The organism is Williamsia sp. M5A3_1d (assembly GCF_053345315.1).
The window spans coordinates 52845-76952 of the sequence record NZ_JBKEZX010000004.1; the positions used below are offsets into that span (position 1 = coordinate 52845).

Sequence of the window (24108 nt, forward strand, 5' to 3'; positions counted from 1 at the left end):
GGTGGGCCGAGCGCTCAGACCGACAGGTCGCGGCGGAGTTTGGCGACGTGTCCGGTGGCGCGCACGTTGTACTGCGCGACGGCGATGGTGCCGTCGGTGTCGACGAGGAACGTCGAGCGGATGACGCCGGTGACCGTCTTGCCGTACATCGTCTTCTCGCCGAACGCGCCCCACTCGGTCAGCACCGTCTTGTCGGGGTCGGACAGGAGGGGGAACGTGAGCGACTCCGCGTCGCGGAACTTCGCCAGCTTTTCGGGCTTGTCGGGGGAGATCCCGAGCACGGTGATGCCGGCACCGTCGAGTTCGGCGAGGTTGTCGCGGAAATCGCAGGCCTGCTTGGTGCAGCCGGGCGTCGACGCGGCGGGGTAGAAGTAGACGATGACCTGCCGTCCGAGGTGGTCGGACAGGGAGACGGGGTTGCCGTCGGCGTCGGGCAGGGTGAACGCGGGGGCCTTCTCGCCGGCCTGCAGGCGCTTGCTGGTGGTCACGTCGAGTCACGGTAGTCGACCATTTCGGCGACGACCCCGGCTCGGTCGCCGACGCGGTGAACTACCGTGAGGGGACAACCGTCTCGAACCCCGAGTACATCGACCCAGATGGAGGACCCGTGGCACGGGATACCGACAGCATCGAACGTGACATCGCCCGTGCGCGCGAAGAGCTCGCGTCGACCCTCGACACCCTCGCGGTGCGAGCCAACCCGCAACGTCTCGCCGAGGACGCGAAGAACGGCGTACTCGCCACGCTCAACGCGCCGGCCATCAAGTTCCCGCTGATCGGCGTGGGCGTGATCGTGGTGGCACTGACCCTGAAGAAGCTCGTCAGCTGACACGTCGGCACCACCCGCCGACGCAACGACAAACGGCACCGCATCCGAATCGGATGCGGTGCCGTTTGCTGTTGTGCGCCATCAGGGACTCGAACCCCGAACCCGCTGATTAAGAGTCAGCTGCTCTGCCAATTGAGCTAATGGCGCGTGCCTCGTGCGAGAACGAACATTAACAGGTCCACCTCGCGGGATGAAAATCGCGCCCCGCCGGTCACGGATCGGCGTCGATGACGTGGCCGACGCTCGCATGGCCCGCTCACCCGTGCGGGTCTCGTACACTGAGGTCACCGAGCCGACCTTCACCCGTGACCCCTGGTCCCCCGTGTCGGTCGCGGTCTTCCGCGGGGGAGTCCACGAGCTGTGGACGCCGTCGGGGTACATGGCATCGGCGAGCCGTGACAGCGTGGTCCGGACGCGTCGGTTCGGCGACAGACCAGTACGACCACATGCGCCCCTGTGCGGGACAGTGCAAGCGCGCGAGATGATTTCGGGAGTTGACATGAAGTTCGGGTGGGTCGACCGCGGGCGTTCACGATGGGTGGCCGCCTCGCTGAGTGTGTGCGCGGTGGGCGTGTTGGCTGCCTGTTCGGCAGGAACCGCCGCCCCGACGTACAGCAACGCGGTCGGCGCGTCGGCGGGGATCGACGACATGCTGCGGCCGCAGATCTCGGTCACCGGACTCTCGGGTCAGCCGCTCCTCGACCGCGCCGTGGGTGTCCAGCCGGGTGCTCCGGTCCGTGTCACCTCACGTTCGGGCCAGCTCACCGACGTCCGCATCCCCAAGGCCGACGGTGGCATGGTCGCCGGCGCCTACAACGCCGATCGCACGGTGTGGACCAGCACTGAGCCGTTCGGTTACGACCGGACGTACACGCTGTCGGCCGACGTCGCCGGTATCGCCGGGACGAACTCCACGAAGCTGTCGTTCACGACCCGCGCGCCGAACAACCTCACGCAGGCGTACCTGTTGCCGGAGAACAACTCCACGGTCGGGATCGGTCAGCCGGTCGCCGTGCGCTTCGACGAGCCGATCACCGATCGCAAGGCCGCGCAGAACGCGATCACCGTCACCACCAACCCGCCCGTGGAGGGCGCGTTCTACTGGCTCAGCGACTCCGAGGTCCGGTGGCGCCCGCAGAACTACTGGCAGCCCGGCACCAAGGTCAACGTCAAGGTGAACACCTACGGCATCGATCTGGGCAACGGCCTGTTCGGCCAGGAGAACCAGAACCTGGACTTCACCATCGGGCGGTCACTGGTGGCGACCGCCGACGACCGCACCAAGCAGGTGTCGGTCGCCATCAACGGCAAGGTGGTCCGCACCATCCCCACGTCGATGGGCAAGGACAGCACCCCCACCAACCGCGGCGTCTACATCGTCGGCGATCGCGTGCCGAGCATCGTCATGGACTCGTCGACCTACGGTGTCCCGGTCAACTCGCCCGGAGGCTACAAAGAGGTCGTCTACTTCGACACGCAGATGTCCTACAGCGGCATCTATCTCCACGCCGCACCGTGGTCGATCGGCGATCAGGGTGTCGACAACGTCAGCAACGGATGCCTGAACGTGTCCCCGGAGAACGCGGAGTGGTTCATGAACACCGCACTGCGAGGCGACATCGTCGAGGTCAAGAACACCGTCGGCGACGTGTTGCCCGGCACCGATGGTCTCGGCGACTGGAACATCCCGTGGGACGTGTGGAAGCGCGGCAACGCGGGCGGAACCGCCTGACCCAGGCGACTCGAATCGTCACTGCCATTCCTCAGTGTTACGCTCTGCGTTGACACTGTTGCGACCGACGTGGTCGCAGGAAGGCACACGATGACCGAGCGTTCCCCCTGGGCCACCGACGATCTCGACGACCTCCGTTCCATGACGAGGTCGTTCATGGAGCGCAACGTCGCGCCCAACGTCGACAAGTACATCGACCAGCACCACGTCGATCGCGACCTGTGGAACCAGGCCGGTGAACTCGGCCTGTTGTGCATGTCGATCCCCGAGGAGTTCGGCGGCGGCGGTGGCACGTTCGCCCACGAGTCCGTCCTGATCGAGGAGCAGGCGCGCATCGGTGACTCGTCGTGGGGCGTCAGCCTCCACAACGGCATCATCGCGCACTACCTGCTGGCGTACGGGTCGCAGGAGCAGAAGGAACACTGGCTGCCGAAGATGGCCTCCGGCGAGGTCGTGGGCGCGATCGCGATGACCGAGCCGGGCACCGGGTCGGACCTGCAGGCCATCACCACCAGGGCGATCCGTGACGGCGACGAGTACGTCATCGACGGGTCGAAGACGTTCATCACCAACGGTTCTCAGGCCGATCTGATCATCGTCGTCGCCAAGACCGACACCAGCGAGGGTGCCAAGGGGATCTCGCTGGTGCTCGTCGAAGGCGACCGTGAGGGCTTCCGCCGAGGCCGCGTACTCGACAAGATCGGCCAGCGAGGTCAGGACACCTCCGAGCTGTTCTTCGACGGGGTCCGTGTACCGACCTCGAACCTGCTCGGGACCGAGGAGGGCCAGGGCTTCATCCAACTGATGCAGCAGCTTCCCCAGGAGCGGCTGATCATCGCCGTCGCCTCGGTGGCCGGCATGGAATCGGCGGTCGCGCAGACCATCGCCTACACGAAGGACCGCAAAGCATTCGGCCGTCCGGTGTTCGGATTCCAGAACACGAAGTTCAAGCTCGCCGAGGCTGCGACCGAGACCCACATCGCGCGGGTGTTCGTCGACGACTGCATCGTCAAACACCTCGACGGGAAGCTCGACATCCCGACCGTCGCCATGGCGAAGTGGTGGACCACCGACAAGGCGATGGATGTGCTCGACGAGTGCATGCAGCTCTTCGGTGGCTATGGCTACATGAGCGAATACCCGATCGGTCGTATGTGGGCCGACGCCCGCGTGCAGAAGATCTACGCGGGCACCAACGAGATCATGAAGGAGATCATCTCCCGGTCGCTGTGATCGGTTCCCACGGTCACCGGGGCGGTTCGACCCACAGGGTCGGGCCGCCCCGTCTCGTCGAACAGCCCTCCTACGATGACAGGTTCCTGTTACCGTCGGGATGTGCCCCCGCCCGCGCCGAAGTGGAGCAACGACGACATCGCGGCCCTGCCCGCGTGGACGCTCGTTCAGGCCTACCACCCGGTCGCGCGCCGCTTCTCGGAGATCTTTGCCGCAGAACAGCTGTCGCCGGTGCAGTTCGGTGTCCTGATCCAGCTCGAGGCGACCCCCGGCATCAGCCAGGCCGAACTCGCCCGACGAGTACTCGTCCGGCAGCAGAGCATGGCCGAACTCCTCGCAGGTCTCGCCGAGCGAGAACTTCTCCGACGTGACGCCGACAACCGCCGGGGGCGGGCGATCCCCATCCACCTCACCGACGCGGGGCGGTCACTCGTCGGACGCGCCGGCGAAGCGGTCGCGGACTTCAACCGGCCGCGCAATCTCGGTCTCGGTGACGACGAGGCCGAGCAGCTGAACACGCTGCTGCACAAATTGATCGAGGCGTCGCGGCGATGGTGATGCACGCGCCGGCAGCGCAGACACCCCGGACGGAGATCTGATGGAACGATTCGCACGTCTGGTGGTGAGCCGCCGTCGCTGGGTGATCACGGCCTGGATCCTGCTGACGGCCCTCGGTGGTCTCGGTGCCTCGCAGGCGGTGTCGGCCCTGAGTTACGAATTCAGTCTGCCGGGCCAGTCCGGCTACGAGACGAACGTCGACATCGTCGAGCAGTTCGGATCCGGCGGCCCTGCCGGTCCGGTGCTCCTCGTGGTCGGCGATCGGGATCGTCCGGCGACCGACGCCGCCGGCGCGGGGGTGGCCGACGCCGCGCGGGCGGCGGTACCCGGTGCGCGCATCGCATCGTTCACCGACGAACCGGCGCTGCGATCAGCCGACGGCCTCGGCGTGGTGATGGTGTACCCGAGGCAGTCGGGCGGGTCCGCACCCTACGCAGCCGCACTGCCCGCCTTGCAGGGTGTCGCCTCGGACACCTCGGCTCGGCTCGGGGTCCCGGTGGCCGTCACCGGCGCCGACGCGCTGGCGTCAGCGGGTGGCGGCGGGGGAGTCGACATCCTGGCCGAGACCATCTTCGGCGGTGTCGGGGCCCTGGTGGTGTTGGCGCTGGTGTTCGGTTCCTTCCTCGCGTTGATGCCCATCGCGGTCGCGGTCGCGTCGATCCTCACGACATTCCTGATCCTGTGGGGTCTCACCGCCATCACCGATGTGTCGTTCATCGTGCAGTACCTGCTCGCGCTCATCGGACTGGGCGTGGCGATCGACTACGCGCTGCTGATCGTCACCCGGTGGCGCGAGGCGCGCGGCGACGGACTCGACGACGTTGCCGCCGTGCAGCACGCGGTGGTCACGGCCGGTCGCTCGGTGCTGTTCTCCGGTCTCACCGTGGCGGTCAGCCTCGCTGCATTGATCGCTCTGCCGGTGCCCTTCCTGCGCTCGATCGGGTTCACCGGACTGTTGATCCCCCTCATCAGCGTGGCGGCGTCTCTCACACTGCTCCCCGCGTTGCTGGTCGTCGCGGGGCGTCGTCTGGAATGGCCGCACCGTCGTTCCGTCAGCCCCGACAGCCGGCTGTGGAATCGCGTGGGGACCGCGGTGGTCCGGCGTCGCTGGCTCTCGACGATCGTCTCCGCGGCGGTCCTCATCGTGCTCGCGCTGCCCTTGTTGGGCCTGAATCTGTCGGATCCGACGAACGAATCGCTGGCCTCGCGCGGAGGTCCCGCCGGCGCGGCCAGCACGGCGGTCACCGACAGCGGTATGGGCGCCGGGATCACCAAGCCCGTGGAGGTCCTCACCACATCGCCGGACCGGGTGCTCGCGGCGGTCAGATCGGTTCCGGGTGTCGCCGCGGCGATCGGACCCGATCAGTGGGCGAGTGGCGACGTACGGGTGGTCGACGTCTGGACACGCGACGACGTCTCCACCACCGCGGGCGCCGACGCCGCCGCGAGGGTGCGGACAGCGGCGGAGAGTTCCGGCGCCTCCGTGGGTGGCGCGGCCGCGCAGAACGCGGACTTCATCTCGGCGGTGTACGGGAATGCCTGGTGGATCATCGGTCTCATCGTGCTGGTGACGTTCGCGCTGCTCGCGCGCGCGTTGCGATCGGTGATCCTGCCGTTGAAGGCGTTGGTGCTCAACGTGGTGTCGCTGGCCGCGGCCTACGGGATCACGGTGTTCATCTGGCAGGACGGGTTCGGGACCGAGATCCTGTTCGATCAGCAGGCCTCGGGTGCGATCACGGTGTGGATCCCGATCGCGGTGTTCGCGTTCCTCTTCGGACTGTCGATGGATTACGAGGTGTTCCTGCTCAGCCGCATTCGCGAGGAGTACGACGCAGGGGCCGACACCGATTCGGCCACCGTCACCGGGGTCACCCGAACCGGACGGTTGGTGACGTCGGCGGCACTGATCCTGTTCCTGGCCTTCATCTCGCTGTCGAGGGTCCCGGCCACCGACGTCAAGATCCTCGCCACCGCGCTCGCGCTCGGGATCATCATCGACGCGACCATCGTGCGTGGGGTTCTCGCGCCCGCCCTGGTCGCCGGACTGGGTCGCGCCAACTGGTGGGCGCCCTGGTCGCGCTCGTCGACCTCGTCCCCGAGCACGACCCCCACCCCGACTCCGAACACGGTCCCGTCCCCGGCCCCGTCCCCGTCGGCGGCCTCGGCGGGCGAGGTCGAAGGCCCCCGGCATGCAGGTGGGGCGTCGAGCTTCGAAGAGTGGCGCCGCGATGTGGCGCAACGCAGCGGAGACCGGCCTGTGGTCTGACGCCCGGAGATGCGAAAAGTGGGAGGGCCGAATCGGCCCTCCCACTTGTTCGGGGTGGATGACGGGACTCGAACCCGCGACAGCCAGGATCACAACCTGGTGCTCTACCAACTGAACTACATCCACCGTAGGTTCCGGTCACCCGGAGCCAGGGGCTCACTCTATCCGGTCGTGTGTCGGCAAGACCAATCGGTTTGTGTGCGCGTGTCTCAGGCGTCGCCGAGATCGATGACGATCTGGCTGATGACGCTGGTGTCGGGGCCGGGCGCGGCGACGAACGCGGTCTGGCGGTAGTACTTCAGCTCACGGATCGACTCGCGGATGTCGGCCAGCGCGCGGTGCGCGAGTCCCTTCTCGGGCTGACCGAAGTAGATGCGTGGGTACCAGCGCCGGGCGAGCTCCTTGATGGAACTCACGTCGATCATGCGGTAGTGCAGGTAGGTGTCGAGCGCCGTCATGTCGCGGGCGATGAAGCCGCGGTCGGTGGCGATGGAGTTGCCCGCCAGCGGCGCTGCGCCCGATGAGGTGACGTGCTTGCGCACGTAGTCGAGCACCATCTTCTCGGCCTCCGGGACCGTCACCGTCGACGCCCGGACCTCGTCGGTGAGGCCTGAGGCGGCGTGCATCTTCTTCACGACGTCGGGCATCGCGTCGAGGTCGGCGTCGTCGGCGTGGATCACCACGTCGACACCGTCACCGAGGATGTTCAGGTCACTGTCGGTCACCAGCGCCGCGATCTCGATCAGCTTGTCGCTCTCGAGCCGCAGACCGGTCATCTCACAGTCGATCCATACGAGTTTGTCCTGCACTCGACAACCTTAGCCAACCCCGATCACGGCGCTATGGTGTTGGGCGGACGCGCACCGCCGCCGGAGGGTGCGCCGGGCGGGAGGAACCCCACTGTGACCGAAGCGACCGACGCACCATCACCCGCCGCCGAGATCGCGGCGGGCTATCGATTCGAGGGTGCGGCGCTCGAACTCGGCGCGGTCAGCGTCGACGGGGTCATCGATCCTGCGGCGCAGGTGCGCATCCCTCTCGCCATGATGAACCGGCACGGGCTCATCGCCGGCGCAACCGGCACCGGTAAGACCAAGAGCCTTCAGGTGATCGCCGAACAGCTCAGTGCCGCAGGGGTTCCAGTGGTGATGGCGGACGTGAAGGGCGACCTGTCGGGACTGTCGGCGCCCGGACAACCCGGTGACCGGATCACCAAGCGGGCGGGCGAGATCGGTGAGGCGTGGGCCCCCGCGGCGTACCCGTGCGAATTCGTCTCCCTCGGCACCGAGGGCATCGGGGTCCCGATCCGCGCGACCATCACCTCCTTCGGCCCCATCCTGCTCAGCAAGGTGTTGGGCCTCAACGCAACCCAGGAATCGACGCTGGGGCTCATCTTCCACTGGGCCGACGGGAAGGGCCTCGCGCTTCTCGACCTGAAAGACCTTCGCGAGGTCATCGCCCACCTCACCAGCGAGGAGGGCAAAGCCGACCTCAAGGGCATCGGCGGGGTCTCGACGGCAACCGCCGGGGTCATCCTGCGGGCCCTGACCAACCTCGAGGCCGACGGCGGTGACACCTTCTTCGGTGAGCCCGAGATCGAGCCTGCCGATCTGTTGCGTCTCGACCCCGACGGCAAGGGCATCATCACACTTTTCGAACTGGGCAAGCAGGCTGCGCGCCCGGCGCTGTTCTCCACGTTCCTGATGTGGATCCTGGCCGACCTGTTCGAGTTCCTGCCCGAGGCCGGTGACATCGACAAGCCCAAGTTGGTGTTCATCTTCGACGAGGCGCACCTACTGTTCAGCGACTCCTCGAAGGCGTTCGTCGAGCAGGTTCTGCAGACGGTGAAGCTCATCCGCTCGAAGGGCGTCGGGGTGTTTTTCTGCTCGCAGCTGCCCACCGACATACCCAACGAGGTGCTCTCACAGCTCGGCGCCCGTATCCAACATGCGTTGCGCGCCTTCACCCCTGACGATCAGAAGGCGCTGTCGAAGACGGTGCGCACCTACCCCACGTCGACCGCCTACGACCTGGAAAAGGCCTTGACCTCGCTCGGGATCGGCGAGGCGATCGTGACGGTGCTCTCCGAACGTGGGGCGCCGACTCCCGTGGCGTGGACGGTGATCCGGCCGCCGCGTTCGCTGATGGACACGATCGGTGAGCCGGCCATCACGTCTGCGGCCACCGCGAGCCCGCTGCATGCGAAGTACGGGCAGTCGATCGACCGCGAGTCGGCCTATGAGTTGTTGACCGCGAAGGTCGCGGCGCCCGCGCCGAGCCCGGAGGCGCCGGCCACGCCTGCACCGTCGGCCCCTGCGCCCGCCCCCAAGCCCGCCAAGGACGAACCGGGTGTGGTGGCCGAGGTGCTCAGCAATCCCGCGGTGAAGAGTTTCATGCGTTCAGCGGGCAGTGCCCTGGGGCGCGAGATCACGCGATCACTGTTCGGGGCGGGCAAGCGGCGTCGATAGCGACGTTCCTCGTCCAGCACGACCACGCCGACTGGGCCGTTGTTCGCGTCGAGTGGGCGCAACGCGATGCAAGTCTGAATCGGCTCGTCGATTCGCTTGATGATCGATCGTCACGACACGAACGACGGCCCGATCAAAGCGAACAAGGGCCGACCCGATGCGAACGTCGGCCCAGTCGGTGCGAACGTCGGCCCAGCCGGCGGGAACGTCGGCCCAGCCGGCGATCCTCGTTTGCAGCCAGGCGTCGTCGGAAGGGATCAGTCGCCGAGCTTCTTGTAGAAGCCGCCGACGATCGGGGCCACGATCTTGCGCGGGGTGTACCCGCCGGCCACCGACATCGCCTTCGACAGCATGCCGGGGACGACGCGCATCTTGTTGCGCGCCAACGCGTCCAGACTGAGACGCGCGACGCCGGCGCTGTCGTCCCACAGGAATCCCGGCACCATCTTGTCGACGATGCTCGCCTCGTCGGGGGAGGGCTCCTCGGTGCGCACCGGGCCGGGTGCCAGCAGTGTCACGTGGACGCCCTTGGCGGCGACCTCTCCGCGCAACGACTCGCTGAAGGTGTTCACGAACGCCTTCGACGCGGCGTAGGTCGCGTTGTTCGGGATGGGCATGTTGCCCGCCGCGGAACCGACCATCAGGATGCCGCCTGCGCCGCGCGCCACCATCTGCGGCAGGACGGCCAGGGTCAGCTCGTGGACCGCGGTAGCGTTGAGGCGCAACTGTGCCCGCTCGTAATCGTGGTCGAGATCGATGATCGCCCCGAAGGTCGCGATGCCCGCGTTGTTGCAGAGGATCGAGATCTCGCGGTCGGCGAGCTCGGCGCACAGTATCTCCAGCGAGCGCAGGTCGGACAGGTCGACCGCGCGCACCTCGACGGTGATACCGTGTTTCGCCCGCATCGCCTCGGCGGTCTTCTCGAGGATCTCGCCGCGCCGGGCCACCAGGATCAGCGAGTGGCCGCGACGGGCGAGTTCCCAGGCGAGAGCCTCACCGATGCCGGAGGAGGCGCCGGTGACGACGGCGCGGGCGGACGCGGAGGGTGTGGGGAGGGCCATGGGAGCCGATGGTATCGGTGTCGCCCTAGAGCGAGGCGGCCAGCTCGGTGCCCTGGCGGATGGCTCGTTTCGCGTCGAGCTCGGCCGCCACGTCGGCACCGCCGATCACATGGGTGGCCACACCGGCCTCGGTGAGGGGGTCGAGCAGATCGCGGACCGATTCCTGGCCTGCGCAGACCACCACGGTGTCGACGGCGAGGACCCGGGCGGCGGTGTCGGAGTCGGGGAAGCTGATGTGGAGCCCGTCGTCGTCGATGCGGTCGTAGCGAGCGCCGGAGATCTGCTCGACGCCTTTCATCTTCACCGATGCGCGGTGCACCCAGCCGGTGGTGAGGCCGAGTCCCTTGCCCTGCCCGCCGGTCTTGCGCTGCACCATGTAGACCTTCCGCACCGGGGCGATCGGACGGGGCCTGGTGACGAATCCGGGGGTGGTGAGGTCGTCGGTGACGCCCCATTCCTGCTCCCACTCCTTGATGTCGAGGGTGGGGGAGTCCTCGACGGTGAGGAACTCGGTCACGTCGAAGCCGATGCCGCCGGCCCCGATGACCGCCACGGTCTTCCCGATCTCGCGATGGCCGAGCACAGCGTCGGCGTAGGTGACCACCGACGGGTGATCGATGCCGGGGATGTCGGGGATGCGCGGGACCACGCCGGTCGCGACGACGACCTCGTCGAAGCGTTCGGCGATCAGGTCGTCGGCCGTGGCCTTCGTCGACAGGTGCACGGTGACGCCGAGAACCTCGAGACGACGTGTGTAGTAGCGGATCGTCTCGGCGAACTCTTCCTTGCCGGGGATCTTCGCGGCGATGGCGAACTGCCCGCCGATCGCCGATCCGGCCTCATAGAGGTCCACACGGTGGCCCCGCTCGGCCGATGAGACCGCGGCCGCCAGGCCGGCCGGTCCGGCACCGATGATCGCGACCCGCTTGGTGAGTCGCGTCGGGGACAGAGTCAGCAGTGTCTCGCGACCGGCGCGCGGATTGAGCAGGCACGACACCTTCTTGCCCACGAACGCGTGGTCGAGGCAGGCCTGGTTGCAGCCGATGCAGGTGTTGATCTCGTCGGCGCGGCCGTCACGGGCCTTGTTGGAGAACTCGGGATCGGCGAGCATCGGACGGGCCATCGAGATGGCGTCGACCCGTCCGCGTCGGAGGATCTCCTCGGCGACCTCGGGGGTGTTGATGCGGTTCGAGGCGATCAACGGGATCGTCACCTCGTCGCGCAGGCGCTCGGTGAACCGCACGAACGCCGCACGCGGCACCGATGTCGCGATGGTGGGGACCTTCGCCTCGTGCCAACCGATGTCGGTGTTGATCGCGCTCACACCGTGTGCTTCGAGAGCCCTTGCCAGACCGGCGATCTCGTCCCAGGTCTGCCCGCCCTCCACGAGGTCGGCGATGGACTGACGCATGATGACGGGGTAGTCGGGACCCACGCGGGACCGGATCTCGTCGATGATCGCCAGCACGATGCGTTGGCGGTTCTCGGTATTGCCGCCCCACTTGTCGGTGCGGGAGTTGGTGCGCGGGCACAGGAATGTGTTGAGCAGGTAGCCTTCGCCGCCCATGATCTCCACCGCGTCGTAACCGCCCTTGCGGGCGAGTTCCGCGCAACGTCCGTAGGAGCGGATGACGTGCCGGATCATGAAGTCGGTCATCTTGATCGGCTTGAACGGGTGGACCGGTGACTTCTCCCATCCCACACTGAGTTTGAACGGTGTGTAGCCGTAACGACCGGCGTGCAGGATCTGCATCGCGATCTTGCCGCCCTCGGCGTGCACGCCCCCGGTGATGCGGCGGTGACGACGTGCCTCGAGACGATTGGTGAGCTTGCCGCCGAAGGGGAGCAGGAGACCGGTGCGGGTGGGCGCGAATCCACCGGTGATGATGAGCGAGACACCGCCGCGGGCCCTTTCGGCGTAGTAGGCCGCGAGGCGTCTGGTGTCCCAGGCTCGCTCCTCGAGGCCGGTGTGCATGGAACCCATGACGATGCGGTTGCGCAGCGTCATCGGTCCGATCGCCAACGGCTCGAACAGGTTCGGGAAGTGCTCGTTCATCGTGCGACCTCTACTTCGTCGGGGACTGTGGTGTGTGAGCGATCAAAGGAGCGTTCGGCGGTGAGTGCGTCGAGGACCTCGTCGAGCCATTCGACGAAACCCCGTTCGGTGCGAATCCCCCCGCGCAGTACCAGGTGCTGGTGGAGGCGCCGTCCGTGTCGTTCGCCGCCGGACGCGGCGTCGCGTTCGGCAAACGACTCGTAGAGGCGGAGGTTCTCGGCGTGGGTGTCGCGGTGTCGTGCGATCTCGGCCATGAGGTCGTCGAGATCGCCGTGCTCTGCCGCACGCAACTTCACACTGAGCTCGTCGCGCAGGCGGGGGATGGGTGCAGGATGCGACACCCACTCGCGCAATGCTTCTCGCCCGGCCTGCGACAGGGTGTAGACCTTCTTGTCCGGGCGGGAATCCTGGGCGACAGCCTCGAACTCGACGAGCCCGTCGTCGTGCAGCTTCTTGAGCGTCCGATAGATCTGCTGGTGGGTCGCCGACCAGAAGTAGCCGATGGAGCGCTCGAACTGACGACCGATCTCGTATCCCGTACCGGGTCGCTCGGCGAGCGAGGTGAGGATCGCGTGCTCCAGTGCCATGACCGAACCCTAATACGCAACGACACACTGTGCAACAAAGTGCATACGCGATCTGTCGGACGCTCTACGCTGCTCGCATGACCGATGGTGATGTCCCCGGCCGCATCGAGCCTGCGTTCGACGCCGACGAGGTCGACACGCTGCGTGCCTTCCTCGCATATCAACGGGCGACGTTCGCCTGGAAATGCGAGGGGCTCGATTCCCGGGCGTTGGCGGCGACGGTCGCGGCGTCGTCGATGACGCTGGGAGGGATGCTCAAACACCTCGCCTTCGTCGAGACGCAGTGGGTCATGCACCGACTCGCCGGCCGCACGTGGCAGGAGCCGTGGGCGTCGGTGGACTGGTCGGCCGATCCCGACTGGGACTGGACCTCGGCCGCACGCGACACCCCCGACAAGCTGTGGTCGCTGTGGCGCGCCGCGGTCGCCGAATCCGACGCGGCGATCGACACCGCGCTGGCGGCGATCGGCATCGACGGTCTCGCGCAGATCGCCCGGGGTGACGGGGCGCTCGTCAGCGTCCGGTGGTTGCTGGTCCACCTGATCGAGGAGTACGCCCGGCACAACGGGCATGCCGATCTCATCCGCGAGGCGATCGACGGGCGCGTCGGGGAATGACGACCTTTCGGCCGACGCCGGAGATGTCCGTTCCGGACTAGCCTGGCGCCCATGGTCGGACAGCCCGACGACGCGATACGCGTCGGCAACCCCGAGCGCGAGCGCGCCATCACGCACCTCAACGACGCCTTCGCGACCGGATACATCGACATCGGCGAGTTCGAGGAGCGGTCGGGGCGTGTGTACGAGGCCCGGACGCGCGGAGATCTCCGGTCGGTCCTCGAGAACCTGCCGGTCGCCGCGAAGTTGTTCCCCGACACCGCCGTCACCTCGGCGACCGGGGTTCCGTCGGCCCCGGCACGACCGGTGGAGTTCGACGCCAACTGGGAGACGGTGCGTCGCAAAGGGGTGTGGGACGCACCGCCGAACATCCTGGTCACCGGGACGATGGGCACGGTCGACCTCGACTTCACGAACGCGGTGATCCCGTCGGCGACGGTGACACTGCAGCTGCAGGTCTCGGCCATGACGGTGAAGCTGCGTCTGGGACCCGATCAGGAGATCCGACGCACAGGGCTTGCCACCAGCGGGATGTCGAGCGTGAAGGACAAGGCCGGCGCCCCGACGCGCCCCGGCGGCGCGGTCATCGAGGTGGTCGGGTCGATCTCGGCGATGACGGGACTGACGATCCGACGGTCGTGATGTGCCCCCGGCAGGACTCGAACCTGCGACCTAGAGATTAGAAGGCTCTTGCTCTATCCACCTGAGCTACGGAGGCGCGCGGCAAGTGTATCGGGGACGGTCGAGCCCCGGCCGGTCGACGGCGCGGGCGCCCACCGGCGCGCGGATAGACTCGGCGGCATGAGCGTGACCACCCCTGACTCCCTCGATCTACGTCGCAGCGGCGCCGGTGCCCTGGCATGGGTGGTCGCGTGGGTGGCCGTGATCGTCGCGATCGTCGTGACCGCGGTGTCCGCCGCGGAGGCGGTGGCGCTCGCGGGTATCCCCGACCCGGGATGGCTCACCACCTACGGCATGCCCGTGGTGCAGGGGACCGGCGAGATCGCCATCGCGATCGCCATCGGGTCGGCGTTGTTCGCCGCATTCTTCGTGCCCCCGCAGGCCGACGGGGTCCTCGACGTCGGTGGCTACCGGGCGATCCGCTGGGCCGCCGCGGGCGCGATGACGTGGGCGGTCACATCGCTCCTCATGATCCCGCTGTCGCTGTCGAACGTCTCCGGTCAACCGCTGGCCACGTCGCTGGAACCGAACAACCTGATGAACGCGCTCGACCAGGTCGCCGACGCGCGGTCGTGGCTGTGGACGGCGATCTTCGCGGTGATCACCGCCGTCGCGGCCCGCGTCGCGCTGCGGTGGTGGTGGACCATCGTCGCCCTCGGGATGGGCGTGCTGAGTCTGATGCCGCTGGCGATCAGCGGGCACTCGTCGGCCGGAGGCGACCACGATTACGCCACCAACAGTCTGATCCTGCACATCGTCGGGGCCACGGTGTGGCTCGGCGGACTCTTCGCGGTCCTCGTCTACGCCCGCGGTCTCGGCGCCCACACCGCGCTCGCCGTACGTCGGTTCTCGCGGGTGGCGCTGTGGTGCATCATCGTCGTCGGTGCGAGCGGGGTGATCAACGCGTTGATCCGCGTCCACCTCGACGAACTGTTCACCACCACCTACGGCCGGGTGGTCCTTCTCAAGGCCGTGGCGTTGATCGCGCTCGGAGCATTCGGCGCGCTCCATCGCCGACGGTCGATCGCAGCTCTCGACGCCGATCCCGACGACCGCGGCGCCTTCATCCGGTTCGGTATCGCTGAGGTGGTGGTGTTCGCGGTGACCTTCGGCCTCGCCGTCGGCTTGGCCCGCACCCCGCCCCCGGCGCGCAACACCTCTGAGCTGTCGATCCAGCAGGTCGAACTGGGTTACAACCTGCCCGGCGCCCCGACGCTGTCGTCGCTGCTCACGACGTGGCGGGTCGACCTGATCCTCGGTACCGCAGCTGTCGCGCTGTTCGTGGTGTACCTGCGAGCGGTGTTCCGGCTGCGGCGACGTGGCGACGCCTGGCCGGTCGGACGCACCATCAGCTGGGTCGCCGGGACCGTGTTGATGCTGTTCACGACGTCGTCGGGTCTGGGCGCCTACTCGATGGGCATGTTCAGCATCCACATGATCGCGCACATGTTGATGTCGATGCTGATCCCCGTTCTGCTGGTGCTCGGCGGACCGATCACCCTCGCGCTGCGGGCCCTGAGTCCCGCCGGTCGTGGAGCGCCGCCCGGGCCGCGGGAATGGCTGCTCGCCGGCCTCCACAGCCCGGTGTCGCGTTTCCTCACCCACCCGGTGGTCGCGTTCGTGCTGTTCGTCGGCAGCTTCTACGTTCTCTACCTGGGTGGTCTGTTCGACATGGTCGCGACCTATCACGCGGCCCACATCGTGATGAACATCCACTTCCTGGTGAGCGGTTACCTCTTCTACTGGGTGGTGATCGGCATAGATCCCTCGCCACGGCAGGTGCAGCCGCTGGTCAAGGTGGCCATGGTGTTCGCGGCACTGCCGTTCCACGCGTTCTTCGGGGTGATCCTGATGTCGCAGGACTCGGTGATCGCTCGTGGTTATTACAGCGCGCTGCGCCTGCCCTGGAACACCGATCTGCTCTCCGACCAGCGCGTCGGCGGAGGCATCGCATGGGCGGCCGGCGAAGTACCCCTGGTCATCGTGCTTCTGGCGCTGTTCATCCAGTGGACCCGCCAGGATCAGCGGATGGCCAAACGCTTCGACCGTCGCGAGGACCGCGACAACGACTCCGAGCTCGCCGAGTACAACGCGATGCTGGCGGGTCTGTCGGGACGTACCGGGCACGCGGCGGCCGGTGGCCCGGGCACCGAGGAGCCGGCCGCGAGCCGGTCGGCGTCATCGGCCGAGGGGAACTAGACCGTATCGCCACGACCGCTAAGGTTGTGGACGACTCCGACGGGTATCCCGGCGTGGGCCGACGTGCGCGGTGGCAGTGACATCGACGCCCACCCACGACGGGCCCCGAGCAGAAACGAAGCCGCAGCTCCAGCGAGCGGCGTGGAAGGTGGCAGACATGGCCGAGTTCATCTACACGATGAAGAAGGTTCGGAAAGCGCACGGCGACAAGGTGATCCTGGACGACGTCACCATGTCGTTCTACCCGGGCGCGAAGATCGGCGTCGTGGGCCCCAACGGCGCCGGCAAGTCGTCGATCCTCAAGATCATGGCCGGCATCGATCAGCCCTCCAACGGTGAGGCCTTCCTCGACCCGAACGCCTCGGTCGGCATCCTCATGCAGGAGCCCGTGCTGAACGAGGAGAAGACCGTCCGCCAGAACGTCGAAGAAGGAATGGGCAAGGTCAAGGAGGATCTCGACCGCTACAACGAGATCGCCGAACTCATGGCGACCGACTACTCCGACGAGCTCATGGAGGAGATGGGTCAGCTGCAGGAGGCGCTCGACCACGCCGACGCCTGGGACCTCGACTCCCAGCTCGAGCAAGCGATGGACGCCTTGCGCTGCCCGCCCGCCGACGAGCCTGTCACCCACCTGTCGGGTGGTGAGAAGCGTCGTGTCGCGCTGTGCAAGCTGCTCCTGTCCAAGCCCGACCTGCTGCTGCTCGACGAGCCCACCAACCACCTCGACGCCGAGAGCGTGCTGTGGCTCGAGCAGTTCCTCGCGAGCTACGCCGGCGCCGTTCTCGCCGTCACCCACGACCGGTACTTCCTCGACCACGTCGCCGGCTGGATCTGCGAGGTCGACCGCGGCAAGCTGCACCCCTACGAGGGCAACTACTCCACCTACCTCGAGAAGAAGGCCGAGCGCCTCGAGGTCCAGGGCAAGAAGGACCAGAAGCTGCAGCGCCGCCTCAAGGAGGAGTTGGCCTGGGTCCGTTCGGGTTCGAAGGCCCGCCAGACCAAGAACAAGGCACGCCTCGGGCGGTACGAGGAGATGGCGGCCGAGGCCGACAAGATGCGCAAGCTCGATTTCGAGGAGATCCAGATCCCCACGCCGCCGCGCCTGGGCGATGTGGTGGTCGAGGTGAAGAACCTCGACAAGGGCTTCGACGGTCGCGTGCTGATCAAGGACCTCTCGTTCACGTTGCCGCGCAACGGCATCGTCGGCGTCATCGGCCCCAACGGCGTCGGCAAGACCACGCTGTTCAAGACCATCGTGGGCCTCGAGAATCCCGACTCGGGCAACGTCAAGGTCGGCGAGACGGTGAAGCTGAGCTACGTCGACCAGAACCGCGCGAACATCGACCCGAAGAAGAACGTCTGGGAGGTCGTCTCCGAGGGACTCGACTTCATCGAGGTCGGTCAGAACGAGATGCCGTCGCGCGCCTACGTGAGCGCGTTCGGGTTCAAGGGGCCGGATCAGCAGAAGAAGGCCGAGGTGCTCTCCGGTGGTGAGCGCAACCGCCTCAACCTCGCGTTGACGCTGAAGGAGGGCGGCAACCTGATCCTCCTCGACGAGCCGACCAACGACCTCGACGTGGAGACCCTCGGCTCGCTGGAGAACGCGCTCGACTCGTTTCCCGGCTGTGCCGTGGTGATCTCGCACGACCGGTGGTTCCTCGACCGCACCTGTACCCACATCCTCGCGTGGGAGGGCAATGTGTCCGAAGGCCAGTGGTTCTGGTTCGAGGGCAACTTCGAGGCCTACGAGGCCAACAAGATCGAGCGCCTCGGCGCCGACGCCGCCCGGCCGCACTCGGTCACCCACCGCAAGCTCACCCGGGACTGACCAGCGCTCCGATGAGCACGGCATCGTCGACGATCACACCGGCCGCGGTCGCGCGCGGGTACTACTCACGGCTCGGTGGGCCACCCGCCGACGACGTCGCGCCCGACGACACGGAGCTCGCCCACGTCGCCGATCATCTCGCGCTCGCGCGTGTCCGGAAACCCGGCGAGACCCTCATCGAGGTCGTCGAGTCGCAGGGTTCGGTCGCCGCGGTCTACGTGGTCGTCGACGACCAACCCCTGCTGGTCGAGGCCGCGGTCGTGGCCGTCGAACGCGTCGGCCTCGCGGTGCGCCGGGTCGATCACCCGATCCTCGCGGTGGCGCGCGACGACGATGGCACCCTCACCGCCGTCGACCCCGTCGGTGTCCCCGGTGCCGAGACCCCGACCCTCACCGAGTCGTGGATCGGCCTGCAGGTCACGGCGACCCACGCGGGAGTCGTCGCCACCGAGGTCCGTGCGCGACTCGTCGAGGTGCTCGACCGCATCGTCGCCGTCCATGCGGATGCGCCGGCGATCGGTGAGACCCTGGCGGAGCTGGGCACCGCGGTCCGCGAATCCGGAAGCACGGAGCAGGCCGACCTCCTCACATGGCTCTCCGACGACCACTTCCTGATCCTGGGATCGCTTCAGTCCGGCGTCGGTGACGCCGAATGGTCGCACCCGCGTGGGGTGTTCACGCAGTCGTCGGTGCCGCGACCCCCGGACCCCGACCGCGTTCCGACGACAGCGGTCTCTATCGGCCGGATCCACCTGCCCACCGGTGTGATCCGCACCGAGTACCCCACTGCAATCCGCGTCGTCGAACCCGGCGAGGACCGACGTGTCCACCTCATCATCGGCGTCTTCACCGCTGCGGCCCTGCACACCGATGTGCTCGCGGTACCGGTGCTCCGCGGTGTGGCGGGCGCGGTTCTCGCGCAGGCGGGTGTCGGTGGCGACTCCTACGCCGGCGCGACATTGCTCGAACTGCTGCAGAACTCCTCGCGCGCCGAACTCTTCGGTTCCGAGCCGGCCGAACTGGGCCGCACCCTCATCGACGTACTCGACGCCATCGCGAGCCGTGAGGTCCGCGTCTATCTACGCGTCGATGCCGACGCCGGGATCGTCACCGCGCGTATCCATCTGCCGCGCGACCGCTACACGACACGCCTCCGCGAGCAGATGCAGACACTCCTCGTGGAGCGCCTCGGTGGTCGATCGCTCGAGTACACCGCCCGCATCAGCGATTCACCACTGGCGTTCGTCTACGTGATCATGCGGGTGGATCCGTCGACGTGCGCGATGCTCGCCGGAGCCGACGCCGCAGACCCCCGCCGCGCGGAGATCCAGGCCGAGATCACCGCGGCCGCACGCAGCTGGGACGACGATCTACGAGCCATCGCCGGTGGCGCCGTCGACGCCGACCTCGTCGGCGCCTACGCCGCGGCGATACCCCAGGCCTACAAGAACGATCGCGACCCGCAGGCGGCTCTGTCGGACGTGACGGTGCTGGCCGGTCTCGCCGACGGTGAGCACCACGTACGGTTACGGGCCCACAGCGGCGGGTCCGACGATCGATGGACGTTCGGGCTGTACCTGTGCGGCCGATCGGCGTCGCTGACCGCCATCCTCCCGATGTTGCAGAGCCTCGGTGTCGAGGTCCTCGACGAACACCCGTTCGCCGTCACCCGGCCGGATGGGATCGGTTGCTGGATCTACGAGTTCACCGTCGTCCCGGCAGCCGGGGTCTCCATCGCGTCGCCTCCGGACCCGAGCCCCGATGCGGGTTCGACCCCGGACCTCGCCACCCGCTTCACCGACGCCTTCAGTCAGCTGTGGACCGGGGTCGCCGACGTCGACCCCTTCAACGAACTGGTCATCCGGTGCGGGCTCACGTGGCGTCAGGTCGTGATGCTGCGTGCCTATTCGCGGTACCTGCGGCAGTGCGGGTTCTCCTCCGGCGCACGGCATGTCACCGGGGTGCTCGGCGACCACCCGGAGATCACCGCCGCCCTCGTCGCGCTCTTCGAGTCGTCCTTCGACCCGGCCCGTCTCGATGCCGACAGGGCCGCCCCCGATGCCCGGGACCGCGCGGTCTCCCGTCTCGACGAGCTGGCCGCCGACGTCCTCAGCCTCGACGCGGACCGCATCATCTCCGCGTTCTCGTCGGTGGTGAAGGCGACCTCGCGTACCAACTTCTACTCGCCCGATGCCGGTGCGGCACTGGCGTTCAAGCTGCGCCCGCAGGAGATCCCGCAGACCCCGCAGCCGCGCCCGCTCCACGAGATCTTCGTCTACTCGCCCCGGGTCGAGGGGGTGCACCTGCGGTTCGGGTCGGTCGCGCGAGGTGGTCTGCGCTGGTCGGACCGCCGCGAGGACTTCCGCACCGAGATCCTCGGACTCGTGAAGGCGCAGGCCGTGAAGAACGCCGTCATCGTCCCGGTCGGGGCCAAGGGCGGTTTCGTGGTGCGGCAACCGCCCGCACCCACCGGCGACCCCGCCGCCGACCGCGAGGCGACCCGCGCCGCCGGTGTCGCGAGCTACCGCGAATTCATCGCCGCGCTGCTCGATCTGACCGACAACCTCGACGTCGGTGACGGGTCGACCGCCGCCACGGTGATCCCCGCGAAAGGGGTCGTTCGACGCGACGGCGACGACACCTACCTCGTGGTCGCCGCGGACAAGGGGACCGCCACGTTCTCCGACATCGCCAACTCGGTCGCCGCCGACTACGGCTTCTGGCTCGGCGACGCGTTCGCCTCCGGCGGCTCGGTGGGCTACGACCACAAGGCGATGGGCATCACCGCGCGCGGTGCGTGGGAATCGGTGAAGCGTCACTTCCGCGAGATCGGCACCGACGTGGCGGTCGACGACTTCACGGTCGTCGGTGTCGGCGACATGAGTGGTGACGTCTTCGGCAACGGGATGCTGCTGTCGGAACACATCCGACTCGTCGCCGCGTTCGACCACCGCCACATCTTCATCGACCCCGATCCCGACGCGGCCTCGTCGTTCCGCGAACGGACGCGGCTCTTCTCGCTCCCACGATCGTCGTGGGCCGACTACGACACCGCGCTGATCTCCTCCGGCGGCGGTGTGTGGTCACGCGAGAGCAGATCCATCCCGATCGCCGACACCGTCCGCGACGCCCTCGGCCTGGACGCCGACGTCGAGCACCTGTCGCCGCCGGAACTGATGCGCGCGATCCTCCTCGCGCCGGTCGACCTGCTGTGGAACGGCGGCATCGGCACCTACGTGAAGTCGTCGGCGGAGGGCAACGCCGACGTGGGCGACAAGGCCAACGACGCGATCCGCGTCGACGGTGCATCGGTGCGGGCCAAGGTGATCGGCGAGGGCGGCAACCTCGGGGTGACCGAACGCGGTCGTATCGAGTTCGACGTGGCCGGCGGCCGGATCAACACCGACGCCATGGACAACTCGGCCGGGGTCGACTGCTCCGATCACGAGGTGAACATCAAGATCCTCCTCGACTCACAGGTCGCCTCCGGCGCGCTGGAACCCGACGACCGCAACCGACTGCTCGAGTCGATGACCGACGAGGTCGGGCGGCTCGTGCTGTGGGACAACATCTCCCAGAACTCCGAACTGGGCACCGCTCGTGCGCTGTCGGATCAGACACGTGACGTCCACGCCCGCCTCCTCGGGCATCTGGCCGCCGACCACGGCGTGGACCTCGCCCTGGAGGCGCTGCCCAACCCCGAGGACCTCGTCGCGCGCGAGGGCCGGCGCACCGGACTGACGTCGCCGGAGCTGGCCACCCTCATGGCGCACGTGAAACTCGCCCTCAAAGACGATCTGCTGGACGGTGACCTACCCGACAACGACGTGTTCGACGACCGCCTGGTCGACTACTTCCCCGAACCGTTGCGCACCCCGTACGCCGCCGGTATCGCCAAGCATCCGCTGCGGCGGCAGATCGTGACCACCACGCTGGTCAACGATCTCGTCGACACCGCAGGCGTCGAGCACGTGTTCGCGCTGGGCGAGAGCGCGGGTGCATCGCCGACAGACGTCGCTCGTGCGTTCGTGGTGGTGTCGGAGACCTTCGGGCTCGCGCGGTTGCGGTCGCGCATCGTCGGCTCCGAGGGTGAGATCGCCGCCATCGACGAGATGCTCATCTACCTCCGCCGGCTGCTGTTCCGGGCGTCGCGATGGTTGATCGCCACCCGGCCGCAGCCGCTCGCGATCGCCGCCGAGATCGCCCGATACTCGGGCCGCGTCGCCGACCTCGATGCCCGACTACCCGACTGGCTGGGCGAGACGACCCGCACCGACATCGCCGACCGGGCCCGGGGATGGACACAGGCCGGTGTCCCCGCCGACGTCGCCGACGACGTGGCTGCGAGCCTGCACCGATTCTGCCTGCTCGACATCGTCGACGCCGCCGAGATATCCGACCGCGACGTCGACGAGGTGGGCGAGCTCTACGGCACGTTGCTGGAATACCTGCACGTGGAGCAGCTGCTCAGTGCGGTCTCCGCCCTCGACAGCGGCGACCGGTGGCAGTCGCTGGCGCGGTTGGCGTTGCGCGACGACCTGTTCGCGGTGGTCCGGGCGGTCACCCTCGAGGTGCTCGCGGTGGGTGAACCCGAGGAGACGCCGCAGGAGAAGATCGCCGAGTGGGAGCTGCACAACGCATCGCGCCTGGCGCGTGCGCGCGCGACCCTCACCGAGATCGAGGCGTCCGGCCACTGGGACCTCGCCACCCTCTCGGTCGCGGCCCGACAACTGCGCAGCGTGATCCGCTGACATGGGGATCGAGATGCAGCGCGACGAGTCGCTCGGAGGCGACGACGGTCGACGGGTCGCCGCCGGGTTCCTGGTGACGGTGCCCGTCCGCTGGTCGGACATGGACGTCTTCGCCCACATCAACCACGCACGGATGGTGACCCTCCTCGAGGAGGCACGCATCCCGTGGCTGTTCTACGACGAACGACCCACCGCCGGACTGCGCACCGGCTGCCTCGTGGCCGAGCTCAACGTCCGCTACCAGGGTCAGCTGCGCCACGAACAGTCACCGATCGAGGTCACCATGTTCACCACGGCCGTCCGGGCGGTCGACTTCACCGTCGGCTACGAGGTGCGTCCGGCCCACGCCGATCCGCAGTCCAGGCCCGCGGTCGTCGCGTCGACACAGCTCGTGTCGTTCGACGTCGACACGCAGATACCGCGGCGGATGACCGCCGAGGAGAAGGACTACCTGCGCAGCTTCCTGCGGACCGACGCCCGCCGCGCGGCACGCACCGCGCGGTGATGGTGACCGCGGACCGAGGTCGGACGTGATCGTCGTCGACGAGTTGATGGACCGATACGACCTGTACGCGTTCGTCTCCCGCGCCCACCGCCTCGACCCCACCTCGGCGATCCGCCTCCGACGCCGCGGCGACGGCGGTGTCGGGGTGTGGGTGCACACGCCCTTCGACGTCCTCGCGACGCGAGTGGTGCGCGTCGCGATCGACGCACCCGACATCGTCCACGACAGCGCCGTCCTCCACAGCGCACTGCGGGTCCCATCCGGAGACGACGCGACCGTCCACGAGATCGACGCCGGGTTCTCTGTCGACAGCGCATGGCAGTCGGGCGCCCTGCCCCCCGAAACGGGGTTCGTCCACGTCGACGACGTACCCGCCCGGGCGATCGTCGAGCTGTCGCGGGAGGGCGCCGACGTCGCCCGCACACAGGGCGGTCCGCAGGGACCCCCGGCCTCGCTGCTCGACCAGACGGTGCTCGAGGTGACCCCCGACGCGACGTCGGAGTGGACCGGCACCGCGGTGGCGGTGACGATGCGCGCCGTCTTCGCCATCACCGCAATGGGTTTCGTGACCGACGCCGACGGTCGCATGGTCACCGAGACGTCGCCCATCGCGGCGATCGACCCCGGCGAGCCGGTGCGTGTCCGCACCAACGGGGCCTGGGCGCGCATCGACGCGCGCTTCGGTTCGGTCTACTTCCGGCGCACGGTCCCGATCCCGCTGACCGCGACCTGAC

Annotated in this window: 18 protein-coding genes and 3 tRNA genes; 13 read left to right on the forward strand and 8 right to left on the reverse strand. The window is 68.0% G+C overall.

Annotated features, from left to right (window positions below; translation table 11 throughout):
* Positions 1-14: 14 nt before the first annotated feature.
* Entirely contained in the window at positions 15-488 is a 474-nt protein-coding gene (gene bcp, locus ACLBW1_RS17160) for a thioredoxin-dependent thiol peroxidase (RefSeq protein WP_447813045.1), read from the reverse strand.
* A gap of 119 nt (positions 489-607) precedes the next feature.
* Here bcp and ACLBW1_RS17165 point away from each other — a divergent pair, with 119 nt between their 5' ends.
* Entirely contained in the window at positions 608-829 is a 222-nt protein-coding gene (locus tag ACLBW1_RS17165; protein ID WP_045822338.1) for a DUF3618 domain-containing protein, read from the forward strand.
* A 74-nt stretch (positions 830-903) separates the two neighbouring features.
* On the opposite strand, the gene ACLBW1_RS17170 is transcribed toward ACLBW1_RS17165, so the two are convergent.
* Positions 904-976, reverse strand: a tRNA-Lys gene (locus ACLBW1_RS17170).
* A gap of 352 nt (positions 977-1328) precedes the next feature.
* Between ACLBW1_RS17170 and ACLBW1_RS17175 the strand changes: the two genes are divergently transcribed.
* From ACLBW1_RS17175 to ACLBW1_RS17190, 4 genes are all read left to right on the forward strand, one after another.
* The gene (locus ACLBW1_RS17175; RefSeq protein ID WP_447813046.1) at positions 1329-2561 is read left to right on the forward strand and encodes a L,D-transpeptidase; all 1233 of its coding nucleotides are present in this window, start codon (positions 1329-1331) and stop codon (positions 2559-2561) included.
* Between the two features lie 90 nt (positions 2562-2651).
* On the forward strand, positions 2652-3794 hold the full coding sequence (locus ACLBW1_RS17180; RefSeq protein ID WP_447813047.1) for an acyl-CoA dehydrogenase family protein: 1143 nt from the start codon (positions 2652-2654) through the stop codon (positions 3792-3794).
* Between the two features lie 102 nt (positions 3795-3896).
* The gene (locus tag ACLBW1_RS17185; RefSeq protein ID WP_447813048.1) at positions 3897-4352 is read left to right on the forward strand and encodes a MarR family winged helix-turn-helix transcriptional regulator; all 456 of its coding nucleotides are present in this window, start codon (positions 3897-3899) and stop codon (positions 4350-4352) included.
* 40 nt (positions 4353-4392) lie between these two features.
* A complete protein-coding gene (locus ACLBW1_RS17190) occupies positions 4393-6618 on the forward strand; it encodes an MMPL family transporter (protein ID WP_447813049.1) in 2226 nt (741 codons plus the stop codon).
* 53 nt (positions 6619-6671) lie between these two features.
* Here ACLBW1_RS17190 and ACLBW1_RS17195 read toward each other — a convergent pair.
* Both ACLBW1_RS17195 and orn read right to left on the reverse strand, forming a co-directional pair.
* Positions 6672-6744: transfer RNA gene (locus tag ACLBW1_RS17195), tRNA-His, on the reverse strand.
* Between the two features lie 83 nt (positions 6745-6827).
* A complete protein-coding gene (gene orn, locus ACLBW1_RS17200; RefSeq protein ID WP_447813050.1) occupies positions 6828-7427 on the reverse strand; it encodes an oligoribonuclease in 600 nt (199 codons plus the stop codon).
* 33 nt (positions 7428-7460) lie between these two features.
* On the opposite strand from orn, the gene ACLBW1_RS17205 reads away from it, so the two are divergent.
* Positions 7461-9086 carry a helicase HerA-like domain-containing protein gene (locus tag ACLBW1_RS17205; RefSeq protein WP_447813051.1) on the forward strand — a complete coding sequence of 542 codons (1626 nt, stop codon included), beginning with the start codon at positions 7461-7463 and terminating at the stop codon, positions 9084-9086.
* Between the two features lie 257 nt (positions 9087-9343).
* Here ACLBW1_RS17205 and cmrA read toward each other — a convergent pair whose 3' ends face one another.
* Genes cmrA through ACLBW1_RS17220 form a run of 3 tightly spaced genes read right to left on the reverse strand, consistent with a single transcriptional unit; the run spans position 9344 to position 12790 of the window.
* A complete protein-coding gene (cmrA, locus tag ACLBW1_RS17210) occupies positions 9344-10147 on the reverse strand; it encodes a mycolate reductase (RefSeq protein WP_447813052.1) in 804 nt (267 codons plus the stop codon).
* Between the two features lie 25 nt (positions 10148-10172).
* Complete coding sequence (locus ACLBW1_RS17215) at positions 10173-12203, reverse strand: oxidoreductase (RefSeq protein WP_447813053.1); 2031 nt, start codon at positions 12201-12203, stop codon at positions 10173-10175.
* Positions 12200-12790 carry a PadR family transcriptional regulator gene (locus tag ACLBW1_RS17220; protein ID WP_447813054.1) on the reverse strand — a complete coding sequence of 197 codons (591 nt, stop codon included), beginning with the start codon at positions 12788-12790 and terminating at the stop codon, positions 12200-12202. The genes ACLBW1_RS17215 and ACLBW1_RS17220 overlap by 4 nt, the downstream gene beginning before the upstream one ends.
* Positions 12791-12867: 77 nt before the next feature.
* Between ACLBW1_RS17220 and ACLBW1_RS17225 the strand changes: the two genes are divergently transcribed.
* The gene (locus ACLBW1_RS17225) at positions 12868-13407 is read left to right on the forward strand and encodes a DinB family protein (protein ID WP_447813055.1); all 540 of its coding nucleotides are present in this window, start codon (positions 12868-12870) and stop codon (positions 13405-13407) included.
* A gap of 51 nt (positions 13408-13458) precedes the next feature.
* Positions 13459-14049: a DUF1707 SHOCT-like domain-containing protein gene (locus ACLBW1_RS17230; RefSeq protein WP_447813056.1), complete on the forward strand. Its 591-nt coding sequence runs from the start codon at positions 13459-13461 to the stop codon at positions 14047-14049.
* A gap of 2 nt (positions 14050-14051) precedes the next feature.
* On the opposite strand, the gene ACLBW1_RS17235 is transcribed toward ACLBW1_RS17230, so the two are convergent.
* Positions 14052-14125 (reverse strand) — tRNA-Arg (locus ACLBW1_RS17235).
* An 83-nt stretch (positions 14126-14208) separates the two neighbouring features.
* Between ACLBW1_RS17235 and ACLBW1_RS17240 the strand changes: the two genes are divergently transcribed.
* The 5 genes from ACLBW1_RS17240 to ACLBW1_RS17260 all read left to right on the forward strand — a co-directional run bounded on the left by ACLBW1_RS17240 (position 14209) and on the right by ACLBW1_RS17260 (position 24107).
* Positions 14209-16287 (forward strand): cytochrome c oxidase assembly protein, encoded by a 2079-nt coding sequence (locus tag ACLBW1_RS17240; protein ID WP_447813057.1) that lies wholly within the window; start codon positions 14209-14211, stop codon positions 16285-16287.
* Between the two features lie 157 nt (positions 16288-16444).
* Complete coding sequence (gene ettA, locus ACLBW1_RS17245) at positions 16445-18118, forward strand: energy-dependent translational throttle protein EttA (RefSeq protein WP_447813058.1); 1674 nt, start codon at positions 16445-16447, stop codon at positions 18116-18118.
* Positions 18119-18129: 11 nt separating this feature from the next.
* Positions 18130-22869 (forward strand): NAD-glutamate dehydrogenase, encoded by a 4740-nt coding sequence (locus tag ACLBW1_RS17250; protein WP_447813059.1) that lies wholly within the window; start codon positions 18130-18132, stop codon positions 22867-22869.
* A gap of 13 nt (positions 22870-22882) precedes the next feature.
* The gene (locus ACLBW1_RS17255) at positions 22883-23374 is read left to right on the forward strand and encodes an acyl-CoA thioesterase (protein ID WP_447813594.1); all 492 of its coding nucleotides are present in this window, start codon (positions 22883-22885) and stop codon (positions 23372-23374) included.
* 46 nt (positions 23375-23420) lie between these two features.
* Positions 23421-24107: a hypothetical protein gene (locus ACLBW1_RS17260; RefSeq protein WP_447813595.1), complete on the forward strand. Its 687-nt coding sequence runs from the start codon at positions 23421-23423 to the stop codon at positions 24105-24107.
* Position 24108 lies beyond the last annotated feature (1 nt).

Excerpts from the sequence above, each read along its gene's own strand:
- ACLBW1_RS17175 (WP_447813046.1), top strand. The coding sequence starts at position 1,329 with ATGAAGTTCGGGTGGGTCGACCGCGGGCGTTCACGATGGGTGGCCGCC.
- ACLBW1_RS17180 (WP_447813047.1), top strand. The coding sequence starts at position 2,652 with ATGACCGAGCGTTCCCCCTGGGCCACCGACGATCTCGACGACCTCCGT.
- ACLBW1_RS17190 (WP_447813049.1), top strand. The coding sequence starts at position 4,393 with ATGGAACGATTCGCACGTCTGGTGGTGAGCCGCCGTCGCTGGGTGATC.
- ACLBW1_RS17205 (WP_447813051.1), top strand. The coding sequence starts at position 7,461 with ATGGTGTTGGGCGGACGCGCACCGCCGCCGGAGGGTGCGCCGGGCGGG.
- cmrA (WP_447813052.1), bottom strand. The coding sequence starts at position 10,147 with ATGGCCCTCCCCACACCCTCCGCGTCCGCCCGCGCCGTCGTCACCGGC.
- ACLBW1_RS17215 (WP_447813053.1), bottom strand. The coding sequence starts at position 12,203 with ATGAACGAGCACTTCCCGAACCTGTTCGAGCCGTTGGCGATCGGACCG.
- ACLBW1_RS17220 (WP_447813054.1), bottom strand. The coding sequence starts at position 12,790 with ATGGCACTGGAGCACGCGATCCTCACCTCGCTCGCCGAGCGACCCGGT.
- ACLBW1_RS17225 (WP_447813055.1), top strand. The coding sequence starts at position 12,868 with ATGACCGATGGTGATGTCCCCGGCCGCATCGAGCCTGCGTTCGACGCC.
- ACLBW1_RS17230 (WP_447813056.1), top strand. The coding sequence starts at position 13,459 with ATGGTCGGACAGCCCGACGACGCGATACGCGTCGGCAACCCCGAGCGC.
- ACLBW1_RS17240 (WP_447813057.1), top strand. The coding sequence starts at position 14,209 with ATGAGCGTGACCACCCCTGACTCCCTCGATCTACGTCGCAGCGGCGCC.
- ettA (WP_447813058.1), top strand. The coding sequence starts at position 16,445 with ATGGCCGAGTTCATCTACACGATGAAGAAGGTTCGGAAAGCGCACGGC.
- ACLBW1_RS17250 (WP_447813059.1), top strand. The coding sequence starts at position 18,130 with ATGAGCACGGCATCGTCGACGATCACACCGGCCGCGGTCGCGCGCGGG.
- ACLBW1_RS17255 (WP_447813594.1), top strand. The coding sequence starts at position 22,883 with ATGCAGCGCGACGAGTCGCTCGGAGGCGACGACGGTCGACGGGTCGCC.
- ACLBW1_RS17260 (WP_447813595.1), top strand. The coding sequence starts at position 23,421 with ATGGACCGATACGACCTGTACGCGTTCGTCTCCCGCGCCCACCGCCTC.